The organism is Streptomyces ovatisporus (genome assembly GCF_042653885.1).
Taxonomy (GTDB): Bacteria; Actinomycetota; Actinomycetes; order Streptomycetales; family Streptomycetaceae; genus Streptomyces; species Streptomyces ovatisporus.
The window spans coordinates 140,798-164,630 of record NZ_JBHSFH010000003.1; the positions used below are offsets into that span (position 1 = coordinate 140,798).

18 protein-coding genes are annotated in these 23,833 nt (G+C 71.5%); 6 read left to right on the forward strand and 12 right to left on the reverse strand.

The window, feature by feature from the left end:
* Positions 1-169: 169 nt before the first annotated feature.
* Both ACFPA8_RS02355 and ACFPA8_RS02360 read left to right on the forward strand, forming a co-directional pair.
* Positions 170-1,210 carry a LacI family DNA-binding transcriptional regulator gene (locus ACFPA8_RS02355; protein WP_386441467.1) on the forward strand — a complete coding sequence of 347 codons (1,041 nt, stop codon included), beginning with the start codon at positions 170-172 and terminating at the stop codon, positions 1,208-1,210.
* Positions 1,211-1,264: 54 nt separating this feature from the next.
* Positions 1,265-2,233: a phosphatase PAP2 family protein gene (locus ACFPA8_RS02360; RefSeq protein WP_386441470.1), complete on the forward strand. Its 969-nt coding sequence runs from the start codon at positions 1,265-1,267 to the stop codon at positions 2,231-2,233.
* A gap of 104 nt (positions 2,234-2,337) precedes the next feature.
* Here ACFPA8_RS02360 and ACFPA8_RS02365 read toward each other — a convergent pair whose 3' ends face one another.
* The 3 genes from ACFPA8_RS02365 to ACFPA8_RS02375 all read right to left on the reverse strand — a co-directional run bounded on the left by ACFPA8_RS02365 (position 2,338) and on the right by ACFPA8_RS02375 (position 8,495).
* Complete coding sequence (locus tag ACFPA8_RS02365) at positions 2,338-5,322, reverse strand: bifunctional [glutamine synthetase] adenylyltransferase/[glutamine synthetase]-adenylyl-L-tyrosine phosphorylase (RefSeq protein WP_386441473.1); 2,985 nt, start codon at positions 5,320-5,322, stop codon at positions 2,338-2,340.
* An 83-nt stretch (positions 5,323-5,405) separates the two neighbouring features.
* Positions 5,406-6,767 (reverse strand): glutamine synthetase family protein, encoded by a 1,362-nt coding sequence (locus tag ACFPA8_RS02370; protein ID WP_189038670.1) that lies wholly within the window; start codon positions 6,765-6,767, stop codon positions 5,406-5,408.
* A gap of 570 nt (positions 6,768-7,337) precedes the next feature.
* A complete protein-coding gene (locus ACFPA8_RS02375) occupies positions 7,338-8,495 on the reverse strand; it encodes a helix-turn-helix domain-containing protein (RefSeq protein WP_386441476.1) in 1,158 nt (385 codons plus the stop codon).
* Positions 8,496-8,824: 329 nt separating this feature from the next.
* Between ACFPA8_RS02375 and ACFPA8_RS02380 the strand changes: the two genes are divergently transcribed.
* A complete protein-coding gene (locus tag ACFPA8_RS02380) occupies positions 8,825-10,600 on the forward strand; it encodes an NAD+ synthase (protein WP_386441479.1) in 1,776 nt (591 codons plus the stop codon).
* A 54-nt stretch (positions 10,601-10,654) separates the two neighbouring features.
* Here the strand turns inward: ACFPA8_RS02380 and ACFPA8_RS02385 are convergent, their stop codons facing one another.
* From ACFPA8_RS02385 to ACFPA8_RS02410, 6 genes are all read right to left on the reverse strand, one after another.
* Positions 10,655-11,566 carry an LLM class F420-dependent oxidoreductase gene (locus ACFPA8_RS02385; protein ID WP_386441482.1) on the reverse strand — a complete coding sequence of 304 codons (912 nt, stop codon included), beginning with the start codon at positions 11,564-11,566 and terminating at the stop codon, positions 10,655-10,657.
* Positions 11,567-11,943: 377 nt separating this feature from the next.
* The gene (locus ACFPA8_RS02390) at positions 11,944-12,411 is read right to left on the reverse strand and encodes a PaaI family thioesterase (RefSeq protein WP_386441485.1); all 468 of its coding nucleotides are present in this window, start codon (positions 12,409-12,411) and stop codon (positions 11,944-11,946) included.
* Positions 12,412-12,605: 194 nt separating this feature from the next.
* Complete coding sequence (locus ACFPA8_RS02395; protein ID WP_386441488.1) at positions 12,606-13,832, reverse strand: MFS transporter; 1,227 nt, start codon at positions 13,830-13,832, stop codon at positions 12,606-12,608.
* A 493-nt stretch (positions 13,833-14,325) separates the two neighbouring features.
* Positions 14,326-15,375 (reverse strand): endonuclease/exonuclease/phosphatase family protein, encoded by a 1,050-nt coding sequence (locus tag ACFPA8_RS02400; RefSeq protein WP_386441491.1) that lies wholly within the window; start codon positions 15,373-15,375, stop codon positions 14,326-14,328.
* A 298-nt stretch (positions 15,376-15,673) separates the two neighbouring features.
* A complete protein-coding gene (locus ACFPA8_RS02405; protein ID WP_386442773.1) occupies positions 15,674-16,282 on the reverse strand; it encodes a TetR/AcrR family transcriptional regulator in 609 nt (202 codons plus the stop codon).
* 325 nt (positions 16,283-16,607) lie between these two features.
* Positions 16,608-18,206, reverse strand: a complete 1,599-nt coding sequence (locus tag ACFPA8_RS02410) for an MFS transporter (RefSeq protein WP_386441494.1) — start codon at positions 18,204-18,206, stop codon at positions 16,608-16,610.
* Between the two features lie 362 nt (positions 18,207-18,568).
* Here ACFPA8_RS02410 and panB point away from each other — a divergent pair, with 362 nt between their 5' ends.
* Together panB and ACFPA8_RS02420 are read left to right on the forward strand one after the other, a co-directional pair.
* On the forward strand, positions 18,569-19,435 hold the full coding sequence (gene panB / locus ACFPA8_RS02415) for a 3-methyl-2-oxobutanoate hydroxymethyltransferase (RefSeq protein ID WP_386441497.1): 867 nt from the start codon (positions 18,569-18,571) through the stop codon (positions 19,433-19,435).
* A gap of 147 nt (positions 19,436-19,582) precedes the next feature.
* The gene (locus ACFPA8_RS02420; RefSeq protein WP_386441500.1) at positions 19,583-20,386 is read left to right on the forward strand and encodes a site-2 protease family protein; all 804 of its coding nucleotides are present in this window, start codon (positions 19,583-19,585) and stop codon (positions 20,384-20,386) included.
* A 62-nt stretch (positions 20,387-20,448) separates the two neighbouring features.
* Here the strand turns inward: ACFPA8_RS02420 and ACFPA8_RS02425 are convergent, their stop codons facing one another.
* From ACFPA8_RS02425 to ACFPA8_RS02435, 3 genes are all read right to left on the reverse strand, one after another.
* Positions 20,449-20,718, reverse strand: a complete 270-nt coding sequence (locus tag ACFPA8_RS02425) for a hypothetical protein (RefSeq protein ID WP_386441503.1) — start codon at positions 20,716-20,718, stop codon at positions 20,449-20,451.
* Between the two features lie 211 nt (positions 20,719-20,929).
* A complete protein-coding gene (gene npdG, locus ACFPA8_RS02430; RefSeq protein ID WP_386441505.1) occupies positions 20,930-21,643 on the reverse strand; it encodes an NADPH-dependent F420 reductase in 714 nt (237 codons plus the stop codon).
* Between the two features lie 58 nt (positions 21,644-21,701).
* The gene (locus ACFPA8_RS02435; protein WP_386441508.1) at positions 21,702-22,829 is read right to left on the reverse strand and encodes a sialidase family protein; all 1,128 of its coding nucleotides are present in this window, start codon (positions 22,827-22,829) and stop codon (positions 21,702-21,704) included.
* Between the two features lie 214 nt (positions 22,830-23,043).
* Here ACFPA8_RS02435 and ACFPA8_RS02440 point away from each other — a divergent pair, with 214 nt between their 5' ends.
* Positions 23,044-23,679, forward strand: a complete 636-nt coding sequence (locus tag ACFPA8_RS02440; RefSeq protein ID WP_386441511.1) for a hypothetical protein — start codon at positions 23,044-23,046, stop codon at positions 23,677-23,679.
* Positions 23,680-23,833: the final 154 nt, after the last annotated feature.

The following is a 23,833-nucleotide window of genomic DNA, read 5'->3' on the forward strand; positions in this document are numbered from 1 at the left end:
GACGGCCTGGGGGACCCCCGGCGCCATGGGCGGCGCCCGGCTGCGGAGGAACGTAACAGCGCGGCGGCGCTCGCGAAAGAGTTTGCGGCAACTTTCAGAAAACGTAATTGCAGATCTTGACTACCCGCGCGGTGGGCACCGTGTGATCCGGCCGGTACAGTCCACCCCTGTGACCGCACGGCTAGCTGACATCGCAGCACAGGCGGGGGTCAGCGAAGCGACGGTCAGCCGGGTCCTCAACGGCAAGCAGGGCGTCGCCGCGGCCACCCGTGAATCCGTACTCGCCGCGCTCGACGTGCTCGGATACGAACGTCCCGTGAAGCTGCGCCGGCGCAGCGCGGGGCTGGTCGGCCTGATCACCCCCGAGCTGGAGAACCCGATCTTCCCCGCCTTCGCGCAGGTGATCGCACAGGCCCTCACCCGGCAGGGGTACACGCCCGTCCTGGCCACGCAGACGCCCGGGGGATCGACGGAGGACGAGCTGACGGAGATGCTCGTCGACCGCGGGGTCGCCGGCATCATCTTCGTCTCCGGCCTCCACGCCGACACCACGGCCGACATGCAGCGCTACGAACGGCTGCGCGGCCAGGGCGTGCCCTTCGTCCTCGTCAACGGCTTCTCGTCGAAGGTGCGGGCGCCTTTCGTCTCCCCCGACGACCGCGCGGCCATGCGACTCGCCGTCACCCACCTCGCCGCGCTCGGCCACCGCCGCATCGGGCTGGCCGTCGGGCCGGAACGGTTCGTGCCCGTACAGCGCAAGATCGAGGGATTCGTGCGCGCGATGGACGAGCAACTGGGCCTCGGCGCCGAGCGGGCCGAGGAGTTCGTGCAGCACTCCCTCTACACGCTGGAGGGCGGACAGGCCGCCGCCACCGCCCTGTTGGAGCGGGACTGCACCGGCGTGGTGTGCGCCAGCGACATGATGGCTCTGGGCGCGATCCGGGCGGCACGCCAGCGGGGACTCCAAGTCCCGCGCGAGGTCTCCGTGATCGGCTTCGACGACTCCCCCCTCATCGCTTTCACCGACCCGCCGCTCACGACGATCCGTCAGCCCGTCACGGCGATGGGCCAGGCGGCAGTGCGGGCGCTGCTGGAGGAGATCGGCGGTACCCCTGCCCCGCACAGCGAGTTCGTCTTCCTGCCCGAGCTGGTCGTACGCGGTTCCACTGCGTCCTTCCCCTCGGCCGCAGGGAGGACGGAAACCGGCTGATACCCGACCGCAGGATGATCGGCGGAACGTCCAGGTCTGGCAGACTGTCCCCTCATGGGGGCATCGACGACAAGGACCGCACAGGTACGCCGACAGACCGCTGGGACGCCGGAGACCGAGAGCGACGAGACCGGTCGCGGGGACGGGAGATCCGGAGCCGGGGCAGCCGGAACGACCACCGCTGACACGACCGCAGCCGACAGGACCGCAGCCGGCACGGCCACCGCTGAGACCGCCGGCGCCGCCGGACACGGCACCGGGGTCCGCACCGCCCTCATGACGCGGCTGCGTGCCGCCCGACGCCCCAGCATCTGGTTCGAGATCGTCCTCATCGCGGTGAGTTACGGCGTGTACTCCCTCATCCGCAACGCCGTTCCCGAGCAGCGCACGCAGGCCCTCGACAACGCCGACTGGATCTGGAAGGCGGAACACGTCCTCGGCATCGCCGTCGAGGATTCCGTCAACCGGGCCGTCAACGGCGTCACGTGGCTCATCCTCACGATGAACTACTACTACGCGACGCTGCACTTCATCGTGACGATCGCCGTGCTCGTCTGGCTCTACCGCCGCCATCCCGGCCGTTACGCGGCGACGCGCCTCGTCATCTTCGCCACCACCGGCATCGCCCTGCTCGGCTACTACCTCTTCCCGCTGGCACCCCCGCGTCTGATGCGCGGCGACTCCTTCATCGACACCGTGCAGGTTCACCAGACTTGGGGCTCGATGGCCTCCGGCAACCTGGCGGACATGTCGAACCAGTACGCGGCCATGCCGTCGATGCACATCGGCTGGTCGGTGTGGTGCGGCATCACCATCGCCGCGCTCGCCGCTCCGCTGTGGGTACGTGTGCTGGGCGTGCTGTACCCGGTGAGCACACTGATCGTGATCGTCTGCACCGCGAACCACTTCTGGCTGGACGCGGTGGGCGGCGTGATCTGCCTCGGCTTCGGCTTCGCCCTCTCCTACGGCTGGTACGGGCGGCTCTCGTACCGTCTGCCGAGACTGGTCAAGGCACCCGCCTGAGGTTCGAGAGCCCGGACCGGCGCGTCGGTCGGTCCTGACCGTCCGCGGTGCGAGGGCCCACGTCCGTGGCTGGCCCCTCGCGCCGCGCGGGGCCTGTGCCCCGCTCACTCCGAGGTTCCGTAGAAGAGCCGTTCCGCCACGGCGCGGGCCCGCCGCGTCACGCGGCGGTAGTCGTCGAGCATCTCCCCGCTTCCGCTGGCCTCCGGATAGCCGAGGTAGCGGCCGACGGCTCCCAACTCCCGTGCGTCCGAGGGGAACGTGTCACCTGCCCGGCCGCGCACGAGCATCACGGCGTTGCGCACGCGAGTGGCCAGCAGCCACGCCTCGTCGAGGGTCTGCGCGTCCTCCGGGTCGATCAGCTCCGCCTCTCCGGCGGCGCTCAGCGCGGCCCGCGTACGCGTCGTACGCAGCCCCTCCACCCCGGCGGCGTGCCGGAGCTGAAGCAGCTGCACCGTCCACTCCACGTCGGCGAGCCCGCCACGGCCGAGTTTGGCGTGCGTCGTGGAGTCCGCACCACGGGGCATGCGTTCGGACTCCATACGGGCCTTGAGCCGCCGGATCTCCCGCAGCGCCTCCTCGCTCAGCCCGTCGGCCGGATAGCGGACCGGGTCGATCAACTCGGTGAAGCGGCGCCCCAGATCCTCGTCGCCGGCGACCGGCTCGGCACGCAGCAGCGCCTGGCTCTCCCAGGCGGCCGACCAGCGGCGGTAGTAGCCGGCGTAGGACTCCAGGGAACGCACCAGCGGGCCGGACCTGCCTTCCGGGCGCAGATCCGCGTCGATGAGCAACGGCGGATCGGAGGTGGGCAGTTGAAGGAGCCGGCGGAGTTCCGTCGCGACGGCCAGCGCGGCCTTGCCGGCCTCCTGTTCGCTCACGCCCTCGCGGGCCTCGTGGACGAAGAGGACGTCGGCGTCGGAGCCGTAGCTCAGCTCGTGCCCGCCGAAGCGGCCCATGCCGATCACCGCGAAGCGGGTGGGCAGTTCGTCTCCCCACCGGCCGCGCACGGCTGCCCGCAGCGCACCGGCGAGAGTCGCGGCGTTGATGCCGGTGAGGGCCGCGCCGATACGGTCGACGGCCGGTGCGGGGTCCTCCGCGGGCAGCTCCTCGGTGCCGTACGCGCCGATCAGGTCGCCGGCGGCCGTGCGGAACATCTCGCGCCGCCGCACCCCTCGCGCCGCCGCCACCGCCGACTCGGCGTCCGCCGCGCGGCCCACGGCCGCCAGCACCTCCTGGGTCAGCGCCTCCCGCGTACGCGGCCGCAGCCCGCCCTCGTCGCCGAGCAGCGCGACTGCTTCCGGAGCCCGCAACAGCAGATCGGGAGCGAGCCGCCCGGCGGACAGGACACGTGCGAGGTTCTCCGCCGCGGCACCCTCGTCCCGCAGCAGCCGCAGGTACCAGGGCGTGGTTCCGAGCGCGTCGGAGACCTTCCGGAAGTTGAGCAGCCCCGCGTCGGGGTCGGCCGAGTCGGCGAACCAGCCCAACAGGACGGGAAGCAGGGTGCGTTGGATGGCCGCCTTGCGGCTCACACCGCTCGCCAGCGCCTCCAGGTGCCGCAGGGCTCCGGCAGGATCGGCGTAACCGAGCGCTTCCAGCCGCTGCCGTGCGGCGCTCGGCGAGAGCCGCGCCTCACCGACGTCGAGCTGGGCGACGGCGTCCAGCAGCGGCCGGTAGAAGAGCTTCTCGTGCAGCCGGCGCACCGCGGCGGCGTGCTTGCGCCACGCCTTGTGAAGTTCGTTGACGGAGTCGCTGCGGTAGCCCAGGGAGCGGCCGAGCCTGCGCTGGTCCGCCTCCCCTTCGGGCATCAGGTGCGTACGGCGCATCTTGTGCAGCTGGATGCGGTGCTCGAGCATGCGCAGGAAGCGGTACGCGGAGTCGAGCGCGGCGGCGTCCTGCCGACCCACGTAGCCGCCCGCGGCGAGTGCGTCCAGAGCGTCGAGCGTCGTGGGGCTGCGCAGCGTCGTGTCGGTCCGGCCGTGCACCAACTGTAGGAGCTGCACGGCGAATTCGACGTCGCGCAGGCCGCCCGGCCCGAGTTTGAGTTCACGGTCGACCTGCGCCGCGGGGATGTTCTCCACGACGCGGCGGCGCATCTGCTGCACGTCGGGGACGAAGTTCTCGCGCTCGGCCGCCTGCCACACCAGCGGCGCGACCGCCTCCGCGTACGCCTCGCCCAGCGCCATGTCGCCCGCCACCGGACGCGCCTTGAGCAGGGCCTGGAACTCCCAGGTCTTCGCCCACCGGTTGAGGTACGCGAGGTGGGAGTAGAGCGTCCTGACGAGCGGTCCGTTGCGGCCCTCCGGGCGGAGGTTGGCGTCGACGGGCCAGATGGTGCCCTCGGCGGTGGTGTCGGAGCAGATCCGCATCATCCGTGCCGCGAGACGTCCGGCGGCCTGGAGGGCCTGTGCCTCCTCGGTGCCGTCGGCCGGTTCCGCCACGAAGATGACATCGACGTCGGAGACGTAATTGAGTTCGCAGCCTCCGCACTTGCCCATGCCGACCACCGCGATACGGCATGACTTCGCGTCCTCGGGCGCCTCGGCGGAGGCGAGCGAGAGCGCGGCACGCAGGGTGGCGGCGGCCAGGTCGGCCAGCTCCGCGGCGGTCTGCGCCAGATCGCTGGTCCCGCACACGTCGCGGGCCGCGATGGACAGCAGGGCGCGCCGGTAGCGGTGCCGCAGATCGTCCGGGTCGGTGGCGGGGCGTACGGCCGCCTCGAACTCCTCGATCCCCGGGTGCAGATCCCTCCGCTCGTACGTGGCGAGTGCCTGCCAGTCGTCCGGGTGGCGGGCGAGGTGGTCGCCCAGCGCCTCGGAGACGCCCAGCACGCCGAGCAGCCGGTCCCGCAAGGGCTTGCTGGCGAGCAGCGTGTCCAGCAGGCGCTGCGGGTCCTCCTCCGCCTCGACGAGCCGGACGAGACCGTTCAGCGCGAGGTCGGGGTCGGCTGTCGCTCCGAAGGCGTCCAGCAGCTGGGTGTCGGCCCGCACTTCGCCGAACGCGTCCGAGGCGAGCAGCCGCTCCGCCGCGGCCGGTTCGGTGAAGCCGCGCCGCACCAGCTGTCCGTACCGGCTGTCCCGCCGACCGCCCTGCACCCTTGACCGTCCTCCGTACTCGCACACACTCCGCGTTCCGGCCGTACCCGGACGGCCGCCGTCCTACCGCACGACCCGCCGCTCTACAGCACCGGCAGGCTCTTGCGCAGCTCGAAGGCGGTGACCTCGGAGCGGTACTCCTCCCATTCCTGCTTCTTGTTGCGCAGGAAGAAGTCGTAGACGTGTTCGCCCAGTGTCTCCGCGACCAGTTCGCTGCGCTCCATGAGGGTGATGGCCTCGCCCAGGTTCTGCGGCAGCGGTTCGATGCCCATCGCCCGGCGCTCGGCGTCGGAGAGCGCCCACACGTCGTCGTCGGCGCCCGGCGGCAGCTCGTAGCCCTCCTCGATGCCCTTCAGCCCGGCGGCCAGCAGTGTGGCGTAGGCGAGGTACGGGTTGGCTCCCGAGTCGAGCGAACGCACCTCGATGCGGGTGGAGCCCATCTTCCCCGGCTTGTACATGGGCACCCGGATCAGCGCACTGCGGTTGTTGTGGCCCCAGCAGATGTACGAGGGCGACTCGCCGCCCTCCCCCGCTGTCCGGTTCGCGCCGCCCCAGATGCGTTTGTAGGAGTTGACCCACTGGTTGGTGACGGCGGAGATCTCACCCGCGTGTGTGAGCAGTCCGGCGATGAAGGAACGCCCCACCTTGGAGAGCTGGTACTCCGAGCCCGACTCGTAGAAGGCGTTGCGGTCGCCCTCGAACAGGGAGAGGTGGGTGTGCATGCCGGAGCCCGGGTGCTCGGAGAAGGGCTTGGGCATGAAGGTGGCCTGCACGCCCTGCTCCAGCGCGACCTGCTTCATCACCAGGCGGAACGTCATGATGTTGTCGGCCGTGGACAGGGCGTCCGCGTAGCGCAGGTCGATCTCCTGCTGGCCGGGGGCGCCCTCGTGGTGGGAGAACTCCACGGAGATGCCCATCGACTCCAGCATCGTGATCGCCTGCCGGCGGAAGTCCATGCCGACGTGCTGGGGGGTGTGGTCGAAGTACCCGGAGGTGTCCGCCGGGGAGGGACGCGTGCCGTCCACCGGCCGGTCCTTGAGCAGGAAGAACTCGATCTCGGGGTGGGTGTAGAAGGTGAAGCCCAGGTCGGAGGCCTTGGCGAGGCTGCGCTTGAGCACGTAGCGCGGGTCGGCGTAGGAGGGGGAGCCGTCCGGCATCAGGATGTCGCAGAACATCCGCGCCGTTCCGGGGGCCTCCGCCCGCCACGGCAGTATCTGGAAGGTGCCGGGGTCCGGCTTCGCGATCATGTCCGACTCGTAGACCCGCGCGAAGCCCTCGATCGCCGAACCGTCGAAGCCGATGCCCTCGTCGAATGCCTGCTCCAGCTCGGCGGGCGCGACGGCGACGGACTTCAGGAAGCCGAGCACGTCGGTGAACCACAGCCTGACGAACCGGATGTCGCGCTCCTCGAGCGTGCGGAGCACGAATTCCTGCTGCTTATCCATAGTCACCCATCCTCGCTGCTCAGCGTGCCCGCCCGCACCCGGGGCGACACCCCGTCGGGCCTCGGTCCCGGGTGACCCGGGACGGGGACGAGCATCCCACCACACGGTTTCCGGAGCGTTGCCTGCGCCCTTCCGCTCCCGCCGCGTCTCCAGTGAACCACGGGGAAAGGGGCGTACACGCGGGCCGAAGGGCCGCTCGCGGACGCGGATCCGCCGGGCGTTCCGGGGCTGCGGACCCGGGCGGAGGCGGGCGCGGAACCGCGGCGGGAGACGTGCGGAGAAGGCCCCGGGGACGCGTCCGCGGAAGGGTCCGGAAGAGCGGGGGCGGTACGGACCGGAGCCGGGAGGTGAGACCGGGCGGGGCGGGGTGACGAGGGCGTGCGGGCCGCCGCGCGGGGCCCTGAAAACGTAAGCCGCGGTCCGGCAGTGGGGGATACCGGACCGCGGCTGTTTGTTGCCTGGCCGGAGCGTTCAGAGGCGTCCGGCCGTGTGGTCTTCTCTTGGTGGGCCGTCTTGGCGCGACGACGTCACGCACTGAAGTTCGCACACCGGCCAGGCCGAGAACAAGGGTTACCGGTCAGTGTTCGAAGCCACATCTTGTGGGGCGTTCTTCGCGGATCGGACACCCGTCTTACCGCCGGTCACAGCCGGGAGTCCATGGCTGGATCCTGACGCGTTCCCGCCATTGCCGGCGGCCAGCCGCGCTTCGCTCTCGGAGGGCTGCGAGACCCAGCCGAGACTGGCCGCCCGCATGCCCAGCTGGAAGCGCGTACCGGCACCGAGCCGCTCCATGAGACCGCTCAGGCGACGCTGGAAAGTCCGGTAGCTGACGCCGAGTTGGCGCGCCATCACCTGGTCCGTCATGCCGGTGGTCAGCAGCGCCAGCAGCCGGGCCTCGTCCGGCGACGGCGCGTCCCCGGCGCCACCCGGACGGCCGGCCAGATACGCGGAGAGCGGCAGCGCACGCGCCCAGAGCACCTCGAAGAACTCGCAGAGCGCGTCCAGCAGGCCCGAGGGGTGCACGACGACGCTGCTCGCCATCTCGTGCGGCGCGGAACGGAGCGGGATCAGCGCGACGCGGTCGTCCGCGACCAGCAGTTTCGTCGGCGTATCGGCCATGACCCGCGCCTCCTCGCCCAGTTCGGCGCAGGCCTCGATGTCGGTGTGGATGCGGTGGAAGGTCTCCAGGCCGTGGGTGTCGTAGATGACGCGGTAGCCGATGCCGCGCCGCATGGTCTTCGCCTGCACCGGCATCATGCCCGTCTTGGGGTCGAGCCGGTCGGGGTCGCTGTTGGCGTACGGGGGGCGGTCGATGCCGCGTATCTGGTGCCGCGCGCTGTACTGCAACTGATCGACCTGCTGGATCACCGCCGCCCTGCCGGTGACGATCTCCACCAGGTCGACGGGGTCGCGGGCGGTGGCGTTGGCGCGGAAGCGCGTGGCGAGCAGCTGGATGTGGCGCCGGGTGCGGTGGATGGCCTCTTCACGCGCCAGCAGCAGCGACTCGAAGGCGACCTCCGGAGCCACGGGCAGGAACCGCTCCTCACCGCGCCGCTCCCCCGGGTACCTGCCGACCAGGCTCAACTTCTCCAGCGCTGTGAGGGTTTCGCGGACCTTCGTGGCACTCAGCCCCAGCGTCTCGCGCAGTTCCCGTACGGTGACCGCGCCGTCGACGAGTGCCTCGTAGGCCTGCTGTTGGACGGGTTCGAGACCGAGGGCCTCCAACATGTGCTTCCCCCTGTGCGGTGGCGAGTTCACGTCACTGACCGATGCCCGCCAGGCGGCCATCGAATCCAGTACACCAGGTATCGAAATGCTGCGGATACCCTCGCGTAAGTGACCTTGGGTACTGGATACAGTTGTGAGGGTGACGTGAACGCCACGTGTCCGGTTCCCCCCGGAGCTTCACGGAGCCACTCATTCCGCTTTGACAGCGCCTCCCGCGACGTACTCATACGTGTCCGGCCGGTGACCCTGGGTGGGCCCGCTCCGGCCCCGTCCGGTACCCCGACGGGCACCCCCTTCCTCTCGTCAGGAAGACGATTACAGTGGGCGGCGTGCCTCAACTACGTCTCGCCCTGAACCAGATCGACTCCACCGTCGGTGACCTCGAAGGCAACGCCGCGTCGGTCCTGCACTGGACGCGGCGCTCCGTCGAGCGGGGGGCGCACCTCGTCGCGTTCCCCGAGATGATGCTCACCGGCTACCCGGTGGAGGACCTGGCCCTGCGCGGTTCGTTCGTCCAGGCCAGCCGTGCGGCGCTGCGCACGCTCGCGCACCGGCTGGCGGAGGAGGGCCTCGGCGGGGTCCCCGTCGTCGTCGGCTACCTCGACCGCGCGGAGGACGTGCGCGCCACCCTGGGCAGCCCGGCAGGCGCCCCCCTCAACGCCGCGGCCGTACTCCATGAGGGCGAGGTCGCACTGACCTTCGCCAAGCACCACCTGCCCAACTACGGCGTCTTCGACGAGTTCCGCTACTTCGTGCCCGGCCAGACCCTGCCCGTCGTCAGGGTCCACGGCATCGACGTCGCCCTCGCCATCTGCGAGGACCTGTGGCAGAGCGGCGGCCGGGTCCCCGCCGCCCGTGCCGCCGGTGCCGGGCTGCTGCTGTCGGTCAACGCCTCGCCGTACGAGCGCGAGAAGCACGACACGCGCCTGGATCTCGTCCGCAAGCGCGCCCAGGAGGCGGGCTGCACGACGGCCTACCTCGCGATGGTCGGCGGCCAGGACGAGCTCGTCTTCGACGGCGACTCGATCGTCGTCGACAGCGGAGGTGAAGTCCTCGCGCGTGCACCGCAGTTCGAGGAGGCGTGCCTCGTCCTCGACCTGGAACTCCCCGCGGCGCCCGCGGCACCGCCCTCCGGGGTCGTGGACGACGGCCTCACCGTGCAGCACGTCGCCCTCAGCACGGAGCCGCTGGAGGCGTACGAGCCGGAGTTCACCGGCAGCGAGGCTCCGCGCATGGAGGACGACGAGGAGATCTACACCGCGCTCGTCACCGGGCTGCGGGCGTACGTGGCCAAGAACGGTTTCAGCTCGGTGGTGCTCGGCCTCTCCGGCGGCATCGACTCCGCGCTCACCGCGGCCATCGCCTGCGACGCCCTCGGCCCTTCCCAGGTGCACGCCGTCTCGATGCCCTCGCGCTACTCCTCCGAGCACTCCAAGGACGACGCCGCGGAGATGGCACGCCGCACGGGCCTCAACTACCGCACGGTGGCCATCGGTTCGATGTTCGATGCCTTCATGGATTCCGTCGAGCTCACCGGCGTCGCCGAGGAGAACCTTCAGTCCCGGCTGCGCGGTGTGACGCTGATGGGCATCTCCAACCAGGAGGGCCACATCGTCCTCGCGCCGGGCAACAAGTCCGAGCTGGCGTGCGGCTATTCGACGCTCTACGGCGACTCCGTCGGCGCGTACGGGCCGATCAAGGACGTCTACAAGACCAACATCTTCCGGCTTGCGAAGTGGCGCAACCGCGCCGCCGCCGAGCGCGGCGAGACACCGCCCATCCCGGAGAACAGCATCTCCAAGCCGCCCAGCGCGGAGCTGCGCCCCGGCCAGGTCGACACGGACTCCCTCCCTGACTACGGCGTGCTGGACGGCATCCTGAAGCTGTACGTCGACGGGGACGTGGGCCGCCAGGGCATCGTCGAGCGCGGCTACGACCCCGAAGTCGTCACGCGGGTGCTGCGGATGACCGACGCCGCCGAGTACAAACGGCGTCAGTACCCGCCGGGCACGAAGATCTCCGCCAAGGGCTTCGGCAAGGACCGCCGCCTGCCCATCACCAACCACTGGCGGGAGAGCGCCTCCGGGAACGGCACGGCCGGCTGACGAACGCACCCCGGCGACGCGGGGCGGGCCCCGGAGGTCCGCCCCGCACCCGGCTCACCCCCGGCCGCTGCGCATCCCGGTCCGCTCCCCCGGCCTGCGCCCCGCCGGTGTCATCTCCCGGACACGGTCGGCCAGTTCGGCGAGGTGCCCGAGCGTCGCCTCGTCCGCCGCGTCCGGCGGCGCGACGATGACGTGATCGATGCCGAGGGAGGCCAGTTCGCCGCAGCGCTCCACGCTCTCGGCGACGGACCGGCCTTCGGGAAGACGCATGTGCAGGGTCTTCTCGATCTCCCCGTACGGCCTGCCGAGGCGCTCGCAGTGGCCCCTCAGGACACCCAGCTTGTGCCGTACGTCGGAGCCGTGGAAGAGGTTGCAGGCGTCGGCGTACTCGGCGACGAGCCGGAGGGTCTTCTTCTCACCGCTGCCGCCGATGAGGACCGGCGGGTGCGGCCGTGTCAGACGGGGAGCGGTCACCGTACGGGCGAGGCCGAAGTGCCGTCCGCGGTACGGCTCTTCGTCGTCGCTCCACATGCTGCGGACGATCTGGAGCATCTCCTCCAGGCGCTCGAAGCGCTCGGCGGCGGGCGGGAAGGGCACGCCGATCGCCCGGTGCTCCTCCTCGTCCCAGCCCGCGCCCATCCCGAGGACGGCGCGGCCGCCGGACAGCGCGTCCAGGGTGGCGAGTTGCTTGACCAGCAGGCCCGGCGGACGGTGCCCGACTCCGGTCACCAGCGCGCCCAGCGTGATACGGCTCGTGTGGGCGGCGGCGTAGGTCAGAGCACCGTAGGCCTCGAGCATCGGCTCGTCCGGCGCCCCGAAGTTCGGAATCTGCCAGAAGTGGTCCATCACCCACAGGCTGGCCAGACCTGCCTGCTCCGCGCCGCGTGCGACCTGTGCGAACCGGCCCGCGACGGCGGAGTCGCCACCTGGCCAGGTGAAGCGTGGGCAGGCGAGTCCGAGTTGCATGAGGTACTCCTTCCGGGCAGGCCGAAACCGCCCCGTGTCGGGGCTGGTCGAAGAGTCGGCACAGACATGTGAACAGGACCGGCAGCGCGGGTTACGGGACCGCGGGAGCGGGACGTCGCCCACCTGCGCGGAGCCTGCGCGGCGCGGAGCCTGCGCTGCGCGCCCGGCGGCGGGAGTGACGCAGAAGGTGTGCAGGCCCACGGCTGCGGAAGCGCATGCGGGGAGGAAGGCGGCCGTCCCGACCGGCCGTGCCATGCGGACGGTTGCGTGAGATGCGGTCACCTGTGAGAAATACGCTGCAAGGGCAGCCTATCGGCCCCCGTCAAGGCCGCCCCTGCGGCGGGCCGCCGAGCAGACCGCTCCGGCGGGCGCCCCGCTCACTCCGGCGTGTGGAGACGGGCCGTCGCCGTCGCCACGGCCACCAGCGTGCCGTCCTCGGCGGCGAGTTCGCCTGCGAGGAAGCACACCTGTCTGCCGCGCTGGACGACGCGGCCACGTCCGGTCAGCCGCCCGGGCAGAGCGGGCCGGAGGTACTGGATGTGCAGGTCGAGCGTCGGGGCGAGCTGCCCGTCCGGAAGTGCCGCCGCCAGCGCCGGGCCCATGGTGTCGTCGAGCATGGCCGCCAGGAAGCCGCCCTGGATCGCACCCGCCGGGTTCGTGAACTGCTCGTGCGCCTGGAAGGCGACCTCGATGGTCCCGTCCTCCGGGACGACCTCGATCAGCTCCCAGCCGAGGAGCACCGAGGCCCGAGGCGGGGCGAGCCGGCCGGCGAGCATCTCCCAGAACGTGCCGCACCGTCCTCCGCCGGTCTCCGGAGCGTCCGCTTCCGACTCGTTGGCTGCCATGTCCGGAATTGAACAGGCTCCGGCGGGCAACCGCGCAGCAGCTCACCCGTCCGTGTACGGAGTTGCGCCGGTCCGCGGGCGGGAACGGCGAAGGGCTCGCGCCGCGGCGCGAGCCCTTCTGCCGGGAGGAGTGTGGGGGCGGACGCCGGGAGCCGGTCCCCCCGGCTCCCGGCGTCCGCCCGGGTCGGCGCGGGTCAGCCCGTGACGCTCTCGGCGGCGCGGGCCCGGCGCAGCCCCGGGACGCCGCCGCGGGCGACGATGCGCGAACGGGAGAGCGTCGGCGCCCCGTCCAGCACACCCGCCAGCACGGCGATGCCGAGCCCGGCCAGCGCCAGTACGACGCCCACCAGCATGGGCGAGGTCCAGCCCCAGCCGGCCGCGACGGCGGCACCTCCCAGCCACGCCCCGCCGGCGTTGGCGAGGTTGAACGCGGACTGGTTTCCGGCGGAGGCCAGCGTCGGCGCCTGCCGGGCCTTCTGCATGATCAGCATCTGCAGGGGCGTCGTCGTCATGAAGCCGAGCCCGCCCAGTACGACGACCATCACCATCGCCGCCCACTTGATGTCGACGACGGCGTGGAAGGTGACCATCGCCACGGCGAGCGCGCCGAGGCCGCCGTAGAGCGTGGGCCGCAGGGCGCGGTCCGTCAGCGGACCGGCGACGAGCGCTCCCAGCGTCATGCCGATGCCGAAGAGAGCGAGCACCACGGTCACGGAGGACTCGGCGAGCCCGGTGACCTCGGTCATGATCGAGGCGAGGTAGCTGTAGACGGCGAAGACGCCGCCGAATCCGAAGACCGCGGTGAGCAGGCCGAGGATCACCTGACGGTCGCCGAGGGCGCGTACCTCCTGGCGGAGGCCGGTCCGCTGCTCGGCGGTCATCTCGGGGACCAGTGCGGCGAGTGTCACCATCGCCAGCAGGCCGATGGCGCTGACGACCACGAACGTCGCCCGCCATCCGAGGGCCTGCCCGATCGCCGTTCCGGCCGGTACGCCGACGATGTTGGCGACCGTCAGCCCCAGGAACATGGTGGCGACGGCACGGGCCCGCCGGTCCTCCGTCACGAGCCGTGCCGCGACGACGGCGCCGACCCCGAAGAACGCACCGTGCGGGAGCCCGGCCAGCACCCGCCCGGCCAGCAGGGCCGCGTAGTTGGGCGCGAGGGCGGACGCGAGGTTGCCGACCGTGAAGAGCGCCATGAGCAGCACCAGCATCCGCTTGCGCGGCGTACGCGCGCCGAACGCGGTGAGCAGCGGGGCGCCGATGACGACGCCGATGGCGTAGGCGGAGACCAGATATCCGGCTGTGGGCACGGAGGTGCCCATGTCCCGCGCGACGTTGGGCAGCAGGCCCATCATCACGAACTCGGTCGTGCCTATTCCGAAGGCGCTGATCGCGAGGGCGAGCAAGGCCAGAGGCATGAGGCGGGAACCTTTCAAGGCAGGGTTGATCAAGGTCGTAAGCAAGGTTTTCTAAGGGGGAATGCGCTGCGAGCCTGCACAACGACGCCGTCAGGCGCAGACACAGCTTCTTATGTTCTCACACGGAACAAAGTCTGTCAGATGCGTTTCCCCCGCGGCGCCGCCGCGTGTCTCAGGACGGCAACAGCTGGGCGGACAGCGCGTGATTCATGCCACGGCCCGGACGGACGCAGCGTGCGGGGGCGGTGGCCCTTGCAGGGCGAGAGGACCACCCGGCGCACGGGCACGAGCCGGCGCTCGGGGCCTGTCCGACGGATGGCACCGTCCGCCGCAGGCGGTGCTCACGGCGGACGGTGCATGCGGCCGCAAGCGGACCCAGGCGGACGATCGTCCTCGCAGCGGGCTGCCCGGTCGGTACGACAACGCGGGGCCCCCGAAGCGGGGGATCTGCCTGCCGGGCGCCGCGAGCAGACGGGACGGGTCGGACAGGGCCTTAGAAGTCGACCGACGCCGCCACGGGCAGGTGATCGCTCCCGGTCGCGGGAAGGGACCAGGACGAGACGGGCTCCAGGCCCTTCACCATGATCTGGTCGATCCTCGTCGTCGGGAACGAGGCAGGCCAGCTGAAGCCGGGGCCGTCCCCCGACGCTCCCTGCGTCGAGCGCATCTGGGAGGTGACGGGTGCGAGCGCGCGGTCGTTCATGGTGCCGTTGAGGTCTCCGAGCAGGATGGTCTTGTCGACCGGGTCGTCCGCTATGGCGTTGCCCAGCGCCGCGGCGCTGTCGTCACGCTGTCCCGCCGTGAAACCGGAGGCGAACTGCAGCCGCACGGACGGGAGATGGGCGGCGTACACGGCGACGCCTCCCTTGGGCGTGTCGACGGTCGTACGCATCGCCCGCGGCCAGCCCATCTTGATGTCGACCGTCTTCGTGTCGCGCATCGGGTACTTGCTCCACACACCGACCGTGCCCACGCGCTCGTGGTAGCGGTAGGCACCGGCGAGGCCCTTGTCGTACAGCGACGCCTGCCCGCCGGCGACTTCCTCGAGCGCCACGATGTCCGCGCCCGAGCCCGCCAGTTCCCGCGCCGTACGGCTCGGGTCCGGGTTGCCGGCGTTGACGTTGTGCGTCACGACGGTGAGGTCGCCGCCCGTACCCGACTTGCTGGTGAACTGGCCGGCGAAGAGGTGCAGCCACACCATCGTCGGCAGCAGCAGCGCGACCAGCGCGAGCGCGGAACGGCGCAGCACGGCCAGCAGCGCCAGCACCGGTACGAGCACGCCGCCCCAGGGCAGGAACGTCTCCCACAGCGAGCCGAGGTTGCCGATCGTGTTGGGGATCTCGGAGTGCCAGAAGAGCGCCGCCCCCAGCAGCAGGGCGAGCACGCCCAGCACCCAGCCGCGGCGCCATGCGCCACCGCCGCCCCACCGGCCCCAGTTGCCCAGACCCCGGGGTACGGAGCGGCCGTCCTGACGGGACCGGGAAAGGAAGCCGCGCGACTCGCCCGACGTCTTCGCCGATTCCGTCATGTACGCACGTGCCATCCGCTGTCCTCGCTTGCCTTGCCGGTGCCTGGTCGAACGATAGGTGATGCGGGCGCCGTGTCCTGCACGGCGAACGTCCTGCACAACACCCGGTGGGCGCGTTCCCCTTGGGCTGCGCCACCCTTGCCGGCCAGGACGAATATCCCGGCAGGCCGGGTTCCGGTGTCCAGGGTTCCCACGCATGCTGTGACGGAACCGGCACATGCCACGGCACACGACCGCGACGTGCACGGATGTGCCGCACAGGTGCCGCGCCGGGGGCGGGGCCCACGCCGCGGCAGCCGCTCCGGCCGCCGCCTCACTCCGGAGCCCGCACCCCGCCGAGCACGGAGTCCACGATCTGTTCCGCCAGTCCCTCGGGCAGATCCTTGCCCTCGTGGAGGACGGTACGGGTGAGCATCGGCCCGGCGAACAGTTCCCCGAGCAGCTCCACGTCCAGGCCGCCGCGGAGCTCCCCGCTCTCCAGTCCACGCCGCAGCACGCCGTGCAGGGCCTCCCGGCGCACCTTGATGACGCTGTCGTGGTACTGGTGCCACAGCTTCGGGTGGCTGCTCACGTGGCTCATCATGGTGCGCAGCACCGCCGAGTTCCGTTTGGCCAGCCCGACCCGCCTGTACCACTCCAGAATGGTGACGAGATCGTCCCGTACGGACGTGCCCGGGAGTTCGGCCTGCGGCTCCTCCAACTCCCCCACCACCGCCAGCAGCAGGGCGTCCTTGCCGGGCCACCGCCGGTAGACCGTGGCCTTGCCGACCCCGGCCGTGCGGGCGACTCGCTCCATGGACAGTGCGTCGATGGAGACGCCTTCCTCCAGCAGCCGCAGCACGCCCTCGATGATGGCGCGCTCGACGGCCTCGCTGCGCGGCCGGCCACGCCGCGCGGGTGCGGTGCCGTGCGGCGCCGGCATCCGGTTCATCGCGGCGCCTCCGTCGTGCCTGTGCGGCCCGGACCGGCGGTGAGCCGGCGGGCCGTCGCTGTGTTCCGGCTCATGGCTTGTGTCTGTGTCTGTCTGTGGCTGTCTGTGGCTGTCTGCGACTGCGGCGGTGGCTGCTGCTGTTCAGGCTGTGGAAGCGGTTGCTGGTCCCGGCCGGGCGCCCCGGCCACCCACGCGAGGAGTCCGTCCGGCGGTGCCCGATTCTGTCATGGCAGCCACCCTTGCGCCGGTCGTCCGACCGCCCGGTGTCCGTCACCGGGACGGTCACCGGCGGGACCGAAGGCGGTCGGCGAGGGCTTCAACTTCCGGCACCCACAGGCGGGTTGGCCGCCTCCGTTTGCGGCGGACGCGAACTCTCCCCCTGCGCCCGCGGCTTGCCGGGAAGCCATACGGCCACGACGACCGCTCCCAGCAGCGCCACAGCGGCCGAGCCGGCAGCCGCCACGTGCATCGCATCGACGAAGGCGTCCTTCGCGGGGTCGACCAGCGCCCGGCCGGCGGGTCCCATCCGGGACGCCAGCGCGAGCGTCCCCTCGATCGACTCGCCGGCGGCGTGGCGGACGCCCTCGGGAAGCGGCAGCGCCGCCAACTCCCCCTCGACGCCTTCGCGGTAGCGGGCGGAGAGGACCGAACCGAGCACGGCCACCCCCATGGCGCCGCCGACCTGACGGAAGGTGTTGTTCACCGCCGAGCCCGAACCGGCCTTCTCCCGGGGCAGCGACTGCATGATCGAGACAGTGGCGGGCGGCATGATGTGCGCCATCGCCGTGCCCTGTACGAAGAAGACGACCTCGAGCGCCCACACCGGCGTCGTACGGCCGAAGAACAGGAATGCCGCCATCCCCGCCGCCACCAGCAGCATGCCGCTCGTGCAGACGGCCTTCGCACCGAACCGCTCGACGACCAGCCGCGCCCTGGGTGCGAAGACCAGCTGCGCGAGGGCGAGCGGGAGCATCAACAGCCCCGCCTCCAGCGCCGAGAAGCCGCGCACGCTCTGCATGTAGAAGACGGCGAAGAAGGTCACCCCCATCAGGGCGAAGAAGACGAGCGCGATGGCGGCGACGGCGGCGGAGAAGGACGGATTCCTGAAGTAGCCGACGTCGAGGGCCGGATGGGCGCTCCGCCGCTCGTGCAGTACGAAGCCGGTCAGTACGGCCACGGCGCCGCCCATGGTGAGCAGCACCTCGGCGTCGGTGAAGTCGGCCAGCTGGCCGCCCTTGATGATCCCGTAGACCAGCAGCACCAGCCCGGCTATGGACAGCAGGACCCCGAAGGGGTCGGTCCTCCCCGGGGCCGGGTCGCGGGAGTCGGGGACGAGCAGCACCATCGCCGCAAGCGCCACCACGACGATCGGCACGTTGACGAGGAAGACGGACCCCCACCAGAAGTGCTCCAGCAGCAGACCGCCCGTGATCGGGCCGATGGCGATGGCCAGTCCGACGCCACCCGCCCAGATGCCGATGGCCTTCGGCTGCTCGTCACGCTCGAAGACGTTCATCAGGATCGCCAGCGTGGACGGCATGACGAAGGCGCCGCCGAAACCCATCAGCGCCCGGAACGCGACCAGTTGACCCGGCGAGTCGGAGAGGGCGGCGCACACGGAACCGAGACCGAAGACGACGAGACCGAAGAGGAGCACCCTCCTGCGGCCCCAACGGTCCCCCAGCAGACCCGCCGTGAAGAGGAGGCCGGCGAACACCAGCGTGTAGGAGTTGACCGCCCACTCCAACTCGCTCTGCGTGGCGCCGAGTCCGACGGGTGCGGGCTGGGCGACCGTCTTCATCGCGACGTTGAGGATCGAGTTGTCCAGCACGACGATCAGCAGGCTGAGCATCAGGACGGCGAGCACGGCCCAGCGCCGCCGGTGGACCGTTTCGGGTGTGAAGGAGGGACTCATGCCGCCACTCTACGCGTATCCGATACGGAGCCGTCTCGTATCGTTATGAATGCGGAACCCGCACATTGAAGTCCCGGGGCCGCCCACTCGGCCTCATCCCGGCCGGCGCCCCCTCCGCCGGCCGCCGTCCGCTCCGTCCGGCCGGGTTGCTGCCCGGCTTCTCCGGCGCGCTGCCGATCCTCGCGCCCTGGGGCGGGCGGGCTGACGAGCCGGGGCGCCGCCGGTCGTCCGGTGACGCTCGCGCCAGGGGCCGGGGGTCGCCCGTTTCCCTTCCACTGACCGGCGGCGCGTGCCAGCATGGAGGTGTATCCGGGGACGCCGTCAGGGCGCCACGAGACCACACAAAACAGGAGCCTTCAGCCATGTCTGATGCGCAGAAGCAGGCCGCGCCTTCGCAGAAGCAGCCGGCCACTCTCTACGGCGGAGCACGGAACCGCCGCGTGACCGTCCGGGACCTCGGCGCCGCCAAGGAGCGCGGGGAGCGCTGGCCGATGCTCACCGCCTACGACGCCATGACCGCCTCGGTCTTCGACGAGACCGGCATCCCCGTGATGCTCGTCGGCGACTCCATGGGCAACTGCCATCTCGGCTACGAGAACACCGTCCCCGTCACCCTGGACGAGATGACGATGCTGACGGCCGCCGTCGTACGGGGCACCAAGCGCGCCCTCATCGTCGCGGACCTCCCCTTCGGCACGTACCAGGAAGGGCCCGTGCAGGCGCTGCGCAGCGCCACACGTCTGATCAAGGAGGCCGGGGCGGGCGCCGTGAAACTGGAGGGCGGTGAACGTTCCGCCCACCAGATCGAGCTGATGGTCCAGTCGGGCATTCCCGTCATGGCGCACGTCGGCCTCACGCCGCAGTCCGTGCACGCCATGGGCTACCGCGTGCAGGGCAGGGGCGAGGAGGCGGCCCAGCAACTGCTGCGGGACGCCAAGTCCGTACAGGACGCAGGGGCGTTCGCGGTGGTGCTGGAGGCGGTGCCCGCGGAACTGGCCGCCGAGGTGACCCGCTCCCTGCACGTCCCGACCGTCGGCATCGGCGCGGGAGCGGAGACCGATGCACAGGTACTGGTCTGGACGGACATGGCGGGCATGACGGCCGGAAGGGTGCCCAGCTTCGTCAAGCAGTACGCGCGGCTGCGGGAGACGCTGGGCGAGGCAGCCAAGTCCTTCGCCCAGGACGTGATTTCGGGGGACTTCCCGGAGGCGCGGCACAGCTTCTCCTGATTTTGCCGCACGGACGGCAGACGGCGGCCCGTCCTCCGCGGGCCGGAGGCGGGCCGCCGCACGGAGACACCCGGTCCCCACGGGGCAACTCTCGGTGAGCAGGGCCAGTTGGCCTGTGTGTTCGGCGTGCCGGTACGGTCTGGACCCATGACCGGCGCCGGAACCCACCCCGACCACCACCGCATCAGCCCCGTCTTCCTGGGGATCGCAGCGATCATGGCCGTCTCCGGATGGGGCGTATGGTCGGGCCTGGCCGAAGTCACCGGTGTGGCGGTCTTCTTCTTCGTGGTCTCCGGCTGGGTCGTCTCACTCTGCCTGCACGAGTACGCCCACGCGCGCACGGCGCTGCGCAGCGGGGACGACTCCGTCGCCGAGAAGGGCTATCTCACCCTCAACCCGCTCAAGTACACGCACGCCGTGCTGAGCATCGTGCTGCCGGTGGTCTTCGTCGTCCTCGGCGGCATCGGCCTGCCGGGCGGCGCGGTCTACATCGAACGGGGACGCATCCGGGGGCGCTGGAAGCACAGTCTGATCTCGGCCGCCGGGCCGCTGACGAACGCCCTGTTCGCCGCCCTGCTCACCGCGCCCTTCTGGCTGGACGCCATGGACGACGTCCCGTTCGCCTTCCGCTACGCCCTGGCGTTCCTCGCGATGCTGCAGGTGACCGCGGCCATCCTGAATCTGCTGCCGGTGCCCGGCCTGGACGGCTACGGCGTTCTGGAGCCGTGGCTCTCACCCGCCGCGCGGCGGCAGGCGGAGCCGTTCGCACCGTTCGGGCTGCTGGTGGTCTTCGGCTTCCTGTGGATTCCCGAGGTGAACGGGGTGTTCTGGGACGCGATAGGCAACGTGATGCAGGTACTGGACGTCTCGGACCTCGACGTCGCCTACGGCTACGACTACTTCCGCTTCTGGCAGGGCGAGCCGGCTGTCGCCGTCACACCACAGCCCTAGTAGTGCTGCGACCGGAAGGTTCACCGGCTCGCGACGCCCGGCGAACCCTCCCGGCCACAGCACTAGACGGTGTCCGTACCCGCGCCCGGTCCCGTACCCGTATCGGCGCCGGCTCCCGCTTCCGCCTTCGCGGCGTTCCGCGCGCCGCGTGCCCGACGGCCGTAGTACCAGGCCATGTTGGAGGCGAGGCCCGCGAGCAGTACCCAGATCACACCGAGCCAGCTGCCCTTGACGAAGGAGAGCACCGCCGCGGCCACCGCGAGCACGCACAGGGCGGCGGCGAACCGGGCGAGCAACCGGGGAGGAAGGGGCGAGGCGGCGGGGGCGGACACGGTGGCGGCTCCAGTCGGACGGTGCGGTTCGGGTGGTGCGTGCCGGACGGTGCGGCGCTGCGCCCATTCTCCCCCATCCCGCGCGACGCCCCGGGCGCCGGCCCTCGGCCACCAGGCCGCCCCGGACCGGCTCCGGGCCGCTGCGGGCCGCCGCGGGCCGCGCTCTGAGGCCGACGCCGCTCCCGCCCGCCGCTCCGCGCCCCCCTGCCCGTCACATGTCGGTGAGCCTGATGCCCGCGTGCACCTTGTAACGCCGGTTGACGGAGACCAGGTTGGCCACCAGCGACTCGATCTGGTGAGCGTTGCGCAGCCGGCCGGCGAAGATGCCGCGCATCCCCGGGATGCGACCGGCGAGCGCCTGCACGATCGCGCAGTCCTCGCGGACCTCGCCGAGCACCATCACGTCGGTGTCGATCTTCTCGGTCTCCGGGTCGGCGAGCAGCACGGCGGAGAGATGGTGGAAGGCCGCCGTCACCCGCGAGTCGGGCAGCAGCGCCGCCGCCTGCTGGGCTGCGCTGCCCTCCTCGGGACGGATCGCGTAGGCACCCTTCTTGTCGAACCCGAGCGGATTGACGCAGTCCACGACGAGCTTGCCGCGCAGCTCCTCGCGGAGCGCCTCCAGCGTCCGGGCGTGGCCGTCCCACGGCACGGCGACGATCACGATGTCCGAGCGCCGCGCGCACTCGGCGTTGTCGGCGCCCTCGACTCCCATGCCCAGCTCGTCCGCGGCCTGCTGGGCGCGTTCCGCCGCACGCGAGCCGATGATCACGGCCTGGCCCGCCCTGGCCAGCCGGTAGGCCAGCCCGCGTCCCTGGTCACCGGTGCCGCCGAGCACTCCGACGGTGAGGCCGGAGACGTCGGGCAGGTCCCAGGGGTCCTTCTTCGGAGCGGGCGAGGAGGAGGATGCAGAGGAAGAGGAAGTCATACGGGCGATCCTGCCACCCGCCGCCGCCCCTTGGCCGCACTCCGTTCCGTGAAGGTGATCACGTACCGGGGGTCTCCCCGAGCAGTTCGTCCAGCGGGATGCGGCGGAAGGTGATCGTCGCGTACGGGCTCGACTCCCCTGTCTCGTAGAGCAGTCCGAGCGTGTGGTCGTCGACGCGCACCAGGTCGGAGTACGCAGCCGGCCGCTCGTCCACGGTATGCACGGGACGCCAGCCGGTCCCGCCGTCGGAGCCGGTCCACACGGTCATGCTGCGCCGCTCCTCCGGGTCGCCGGGCGCGGAGAAGAGCAGCACGTCCGGGTCGCGCAGTTGCAGGACGCTCCCTTCCACCACCGGGGCCGTGAGTGCGGGCTGCGGCTGGAAGGGGGCCAGCAGGCTGCCGCCGCCGTCGGCGGAGTGCGCGTCGGCGCGGTGCGCGGTGCTGACGGCCTCGGTGCGGGTGTTGAAGTACACGCGCCCGTCCGGGAGTTGGGCTGCGGTGGTCTCGTTGACGTTCACCCAGCCGTCGGGGTTGTCATCGATGTAGCCGATGCGCCACGTCGCTCCCCCGTCGTCGCTGAGCAGGTCGTGACCGCCGTTGTAGTGCCCTTCGGTGCCGTCGTCGGTGCCCGTGGGCGGGATCGAGTGGTTCGCGGGCACGACGAGCCGCCCCGCGTACGGGCCCTCCGACAGGCGCAGGGCATGGCCCGGAGTGGTGGCGTACCAGCGCCACTCCGGCCGTTTCGCCTCTCCGGTGATCTCCCTCGGGACCGACCAGCTCGCCCCGGAGTCGTCGCTGAACTGCACCCACACGCGCCTCGCGTCGGCCGGTGCGACCTCGCCGCGCCTGATGCGGTCCTCGCCGGCGTCCGCCCCGTTCGTGACGGAGACGAGCACGAGCCGCCCTGTGACCGCCCCCTCCCCCCGCGCGTGGCTGACCACGGGGGCCGGATTGCCCGCGGTGCCGTCCCCGAAGGTGGCGACCACACGCAGCTCTTCCCAGCTCAGCCCCCCGTCGGCGGATCTGCGGGAGACGATGTCGATGTCACCTGCGTCGCTCGAGGAGTGCACTCGCCCCTCCGCGAAGGCGAGCAACGCACCGTCGGGGGCCTGCACGCAGGCCGGGATGCGGAAACTCGCGTAACCCTCGGTGCCTGCCACGAAGGGCACGGATGTCTCGTACGGCATGGCGACTCCCGGCTTCCGGAAACGGGACGGGTACTGCCCGCGACCGAAAGTAAGCAGCCAGCGACAGAGCGTCAAGGAAACGGGAGATGAACGTATCCGCCCGGCCGGAACCCCGTGCACCGCTGCCCGCCCCGGCCCGAACCGTCACATCCGTAAGGGTGACCACAGCCGAATCTCCTGTTCCGCGGGGCCTGTTGAGGCATCATGCCGGGCCATGGATGCCGTACGCGTCGCACATCTGAGGGAAGTGCTCGCCGGGACCGGGTGGGTGCAGTCGGCACGCCGGTTCGCCGGTTCGCTCCGGGCCTCGGTCGGCCCGCACCGGGGCGGGCTGCTGCTGGTGGGGACGGAGTCCTACGAACCCTGGCACCTGGCCGCCCACTTGGACGACGAGGCCGCCTGGTCCGGTCTGCCGGAACTCTCACCGACCCTCGTGCGCCACCGGGTCCCCCCGTCCGCGCCCGCTCATCTCTCGGCGGGCCTCGGCCGTATCGAAGCGGCCGGACGCAGGGAGACCGTACTGGTGGTCGCCTCCGGGCCGCCCGGGGGCGGGCTGCTGGAGCGGGTGCACGACGCCCGCCGGGCAGGCGCGACCGTGCTCGCTCTGGACGACCGCGCCGCCGGGGACCTCCGCGACCTGCACGGCATCGCGCACGACGCCCTCACCGCGGACGCCTCCGAGGTGGACCTCGACACCGTCCAGCACCTGGTCAGCGCAGCAGCGGGGGAGAGTCTCCCCGGACCGGGCGCGGCCGGCGGCCCGCCGGGGTCCCGCCTGCGGCGGCCCTTCCGCGACCGCCTCTCCCGCCTCGTGGACCACCTCTCGGCGCCGCCGCCCACGCGCTGGTAGCAGGACGCTCCAGCACCAGGCACCCCTTCCCGCACACCCGCAGGCGTCCGGCCTGCCCCGCATCCCGTCCGCTCCGGGGGACCGGCCGCCGCCGTCCCCGCCCGCACGGCCCTCTGGCGCTCGGGCCCCGCAGCGGGCAGCCTCGGTGGAGCCC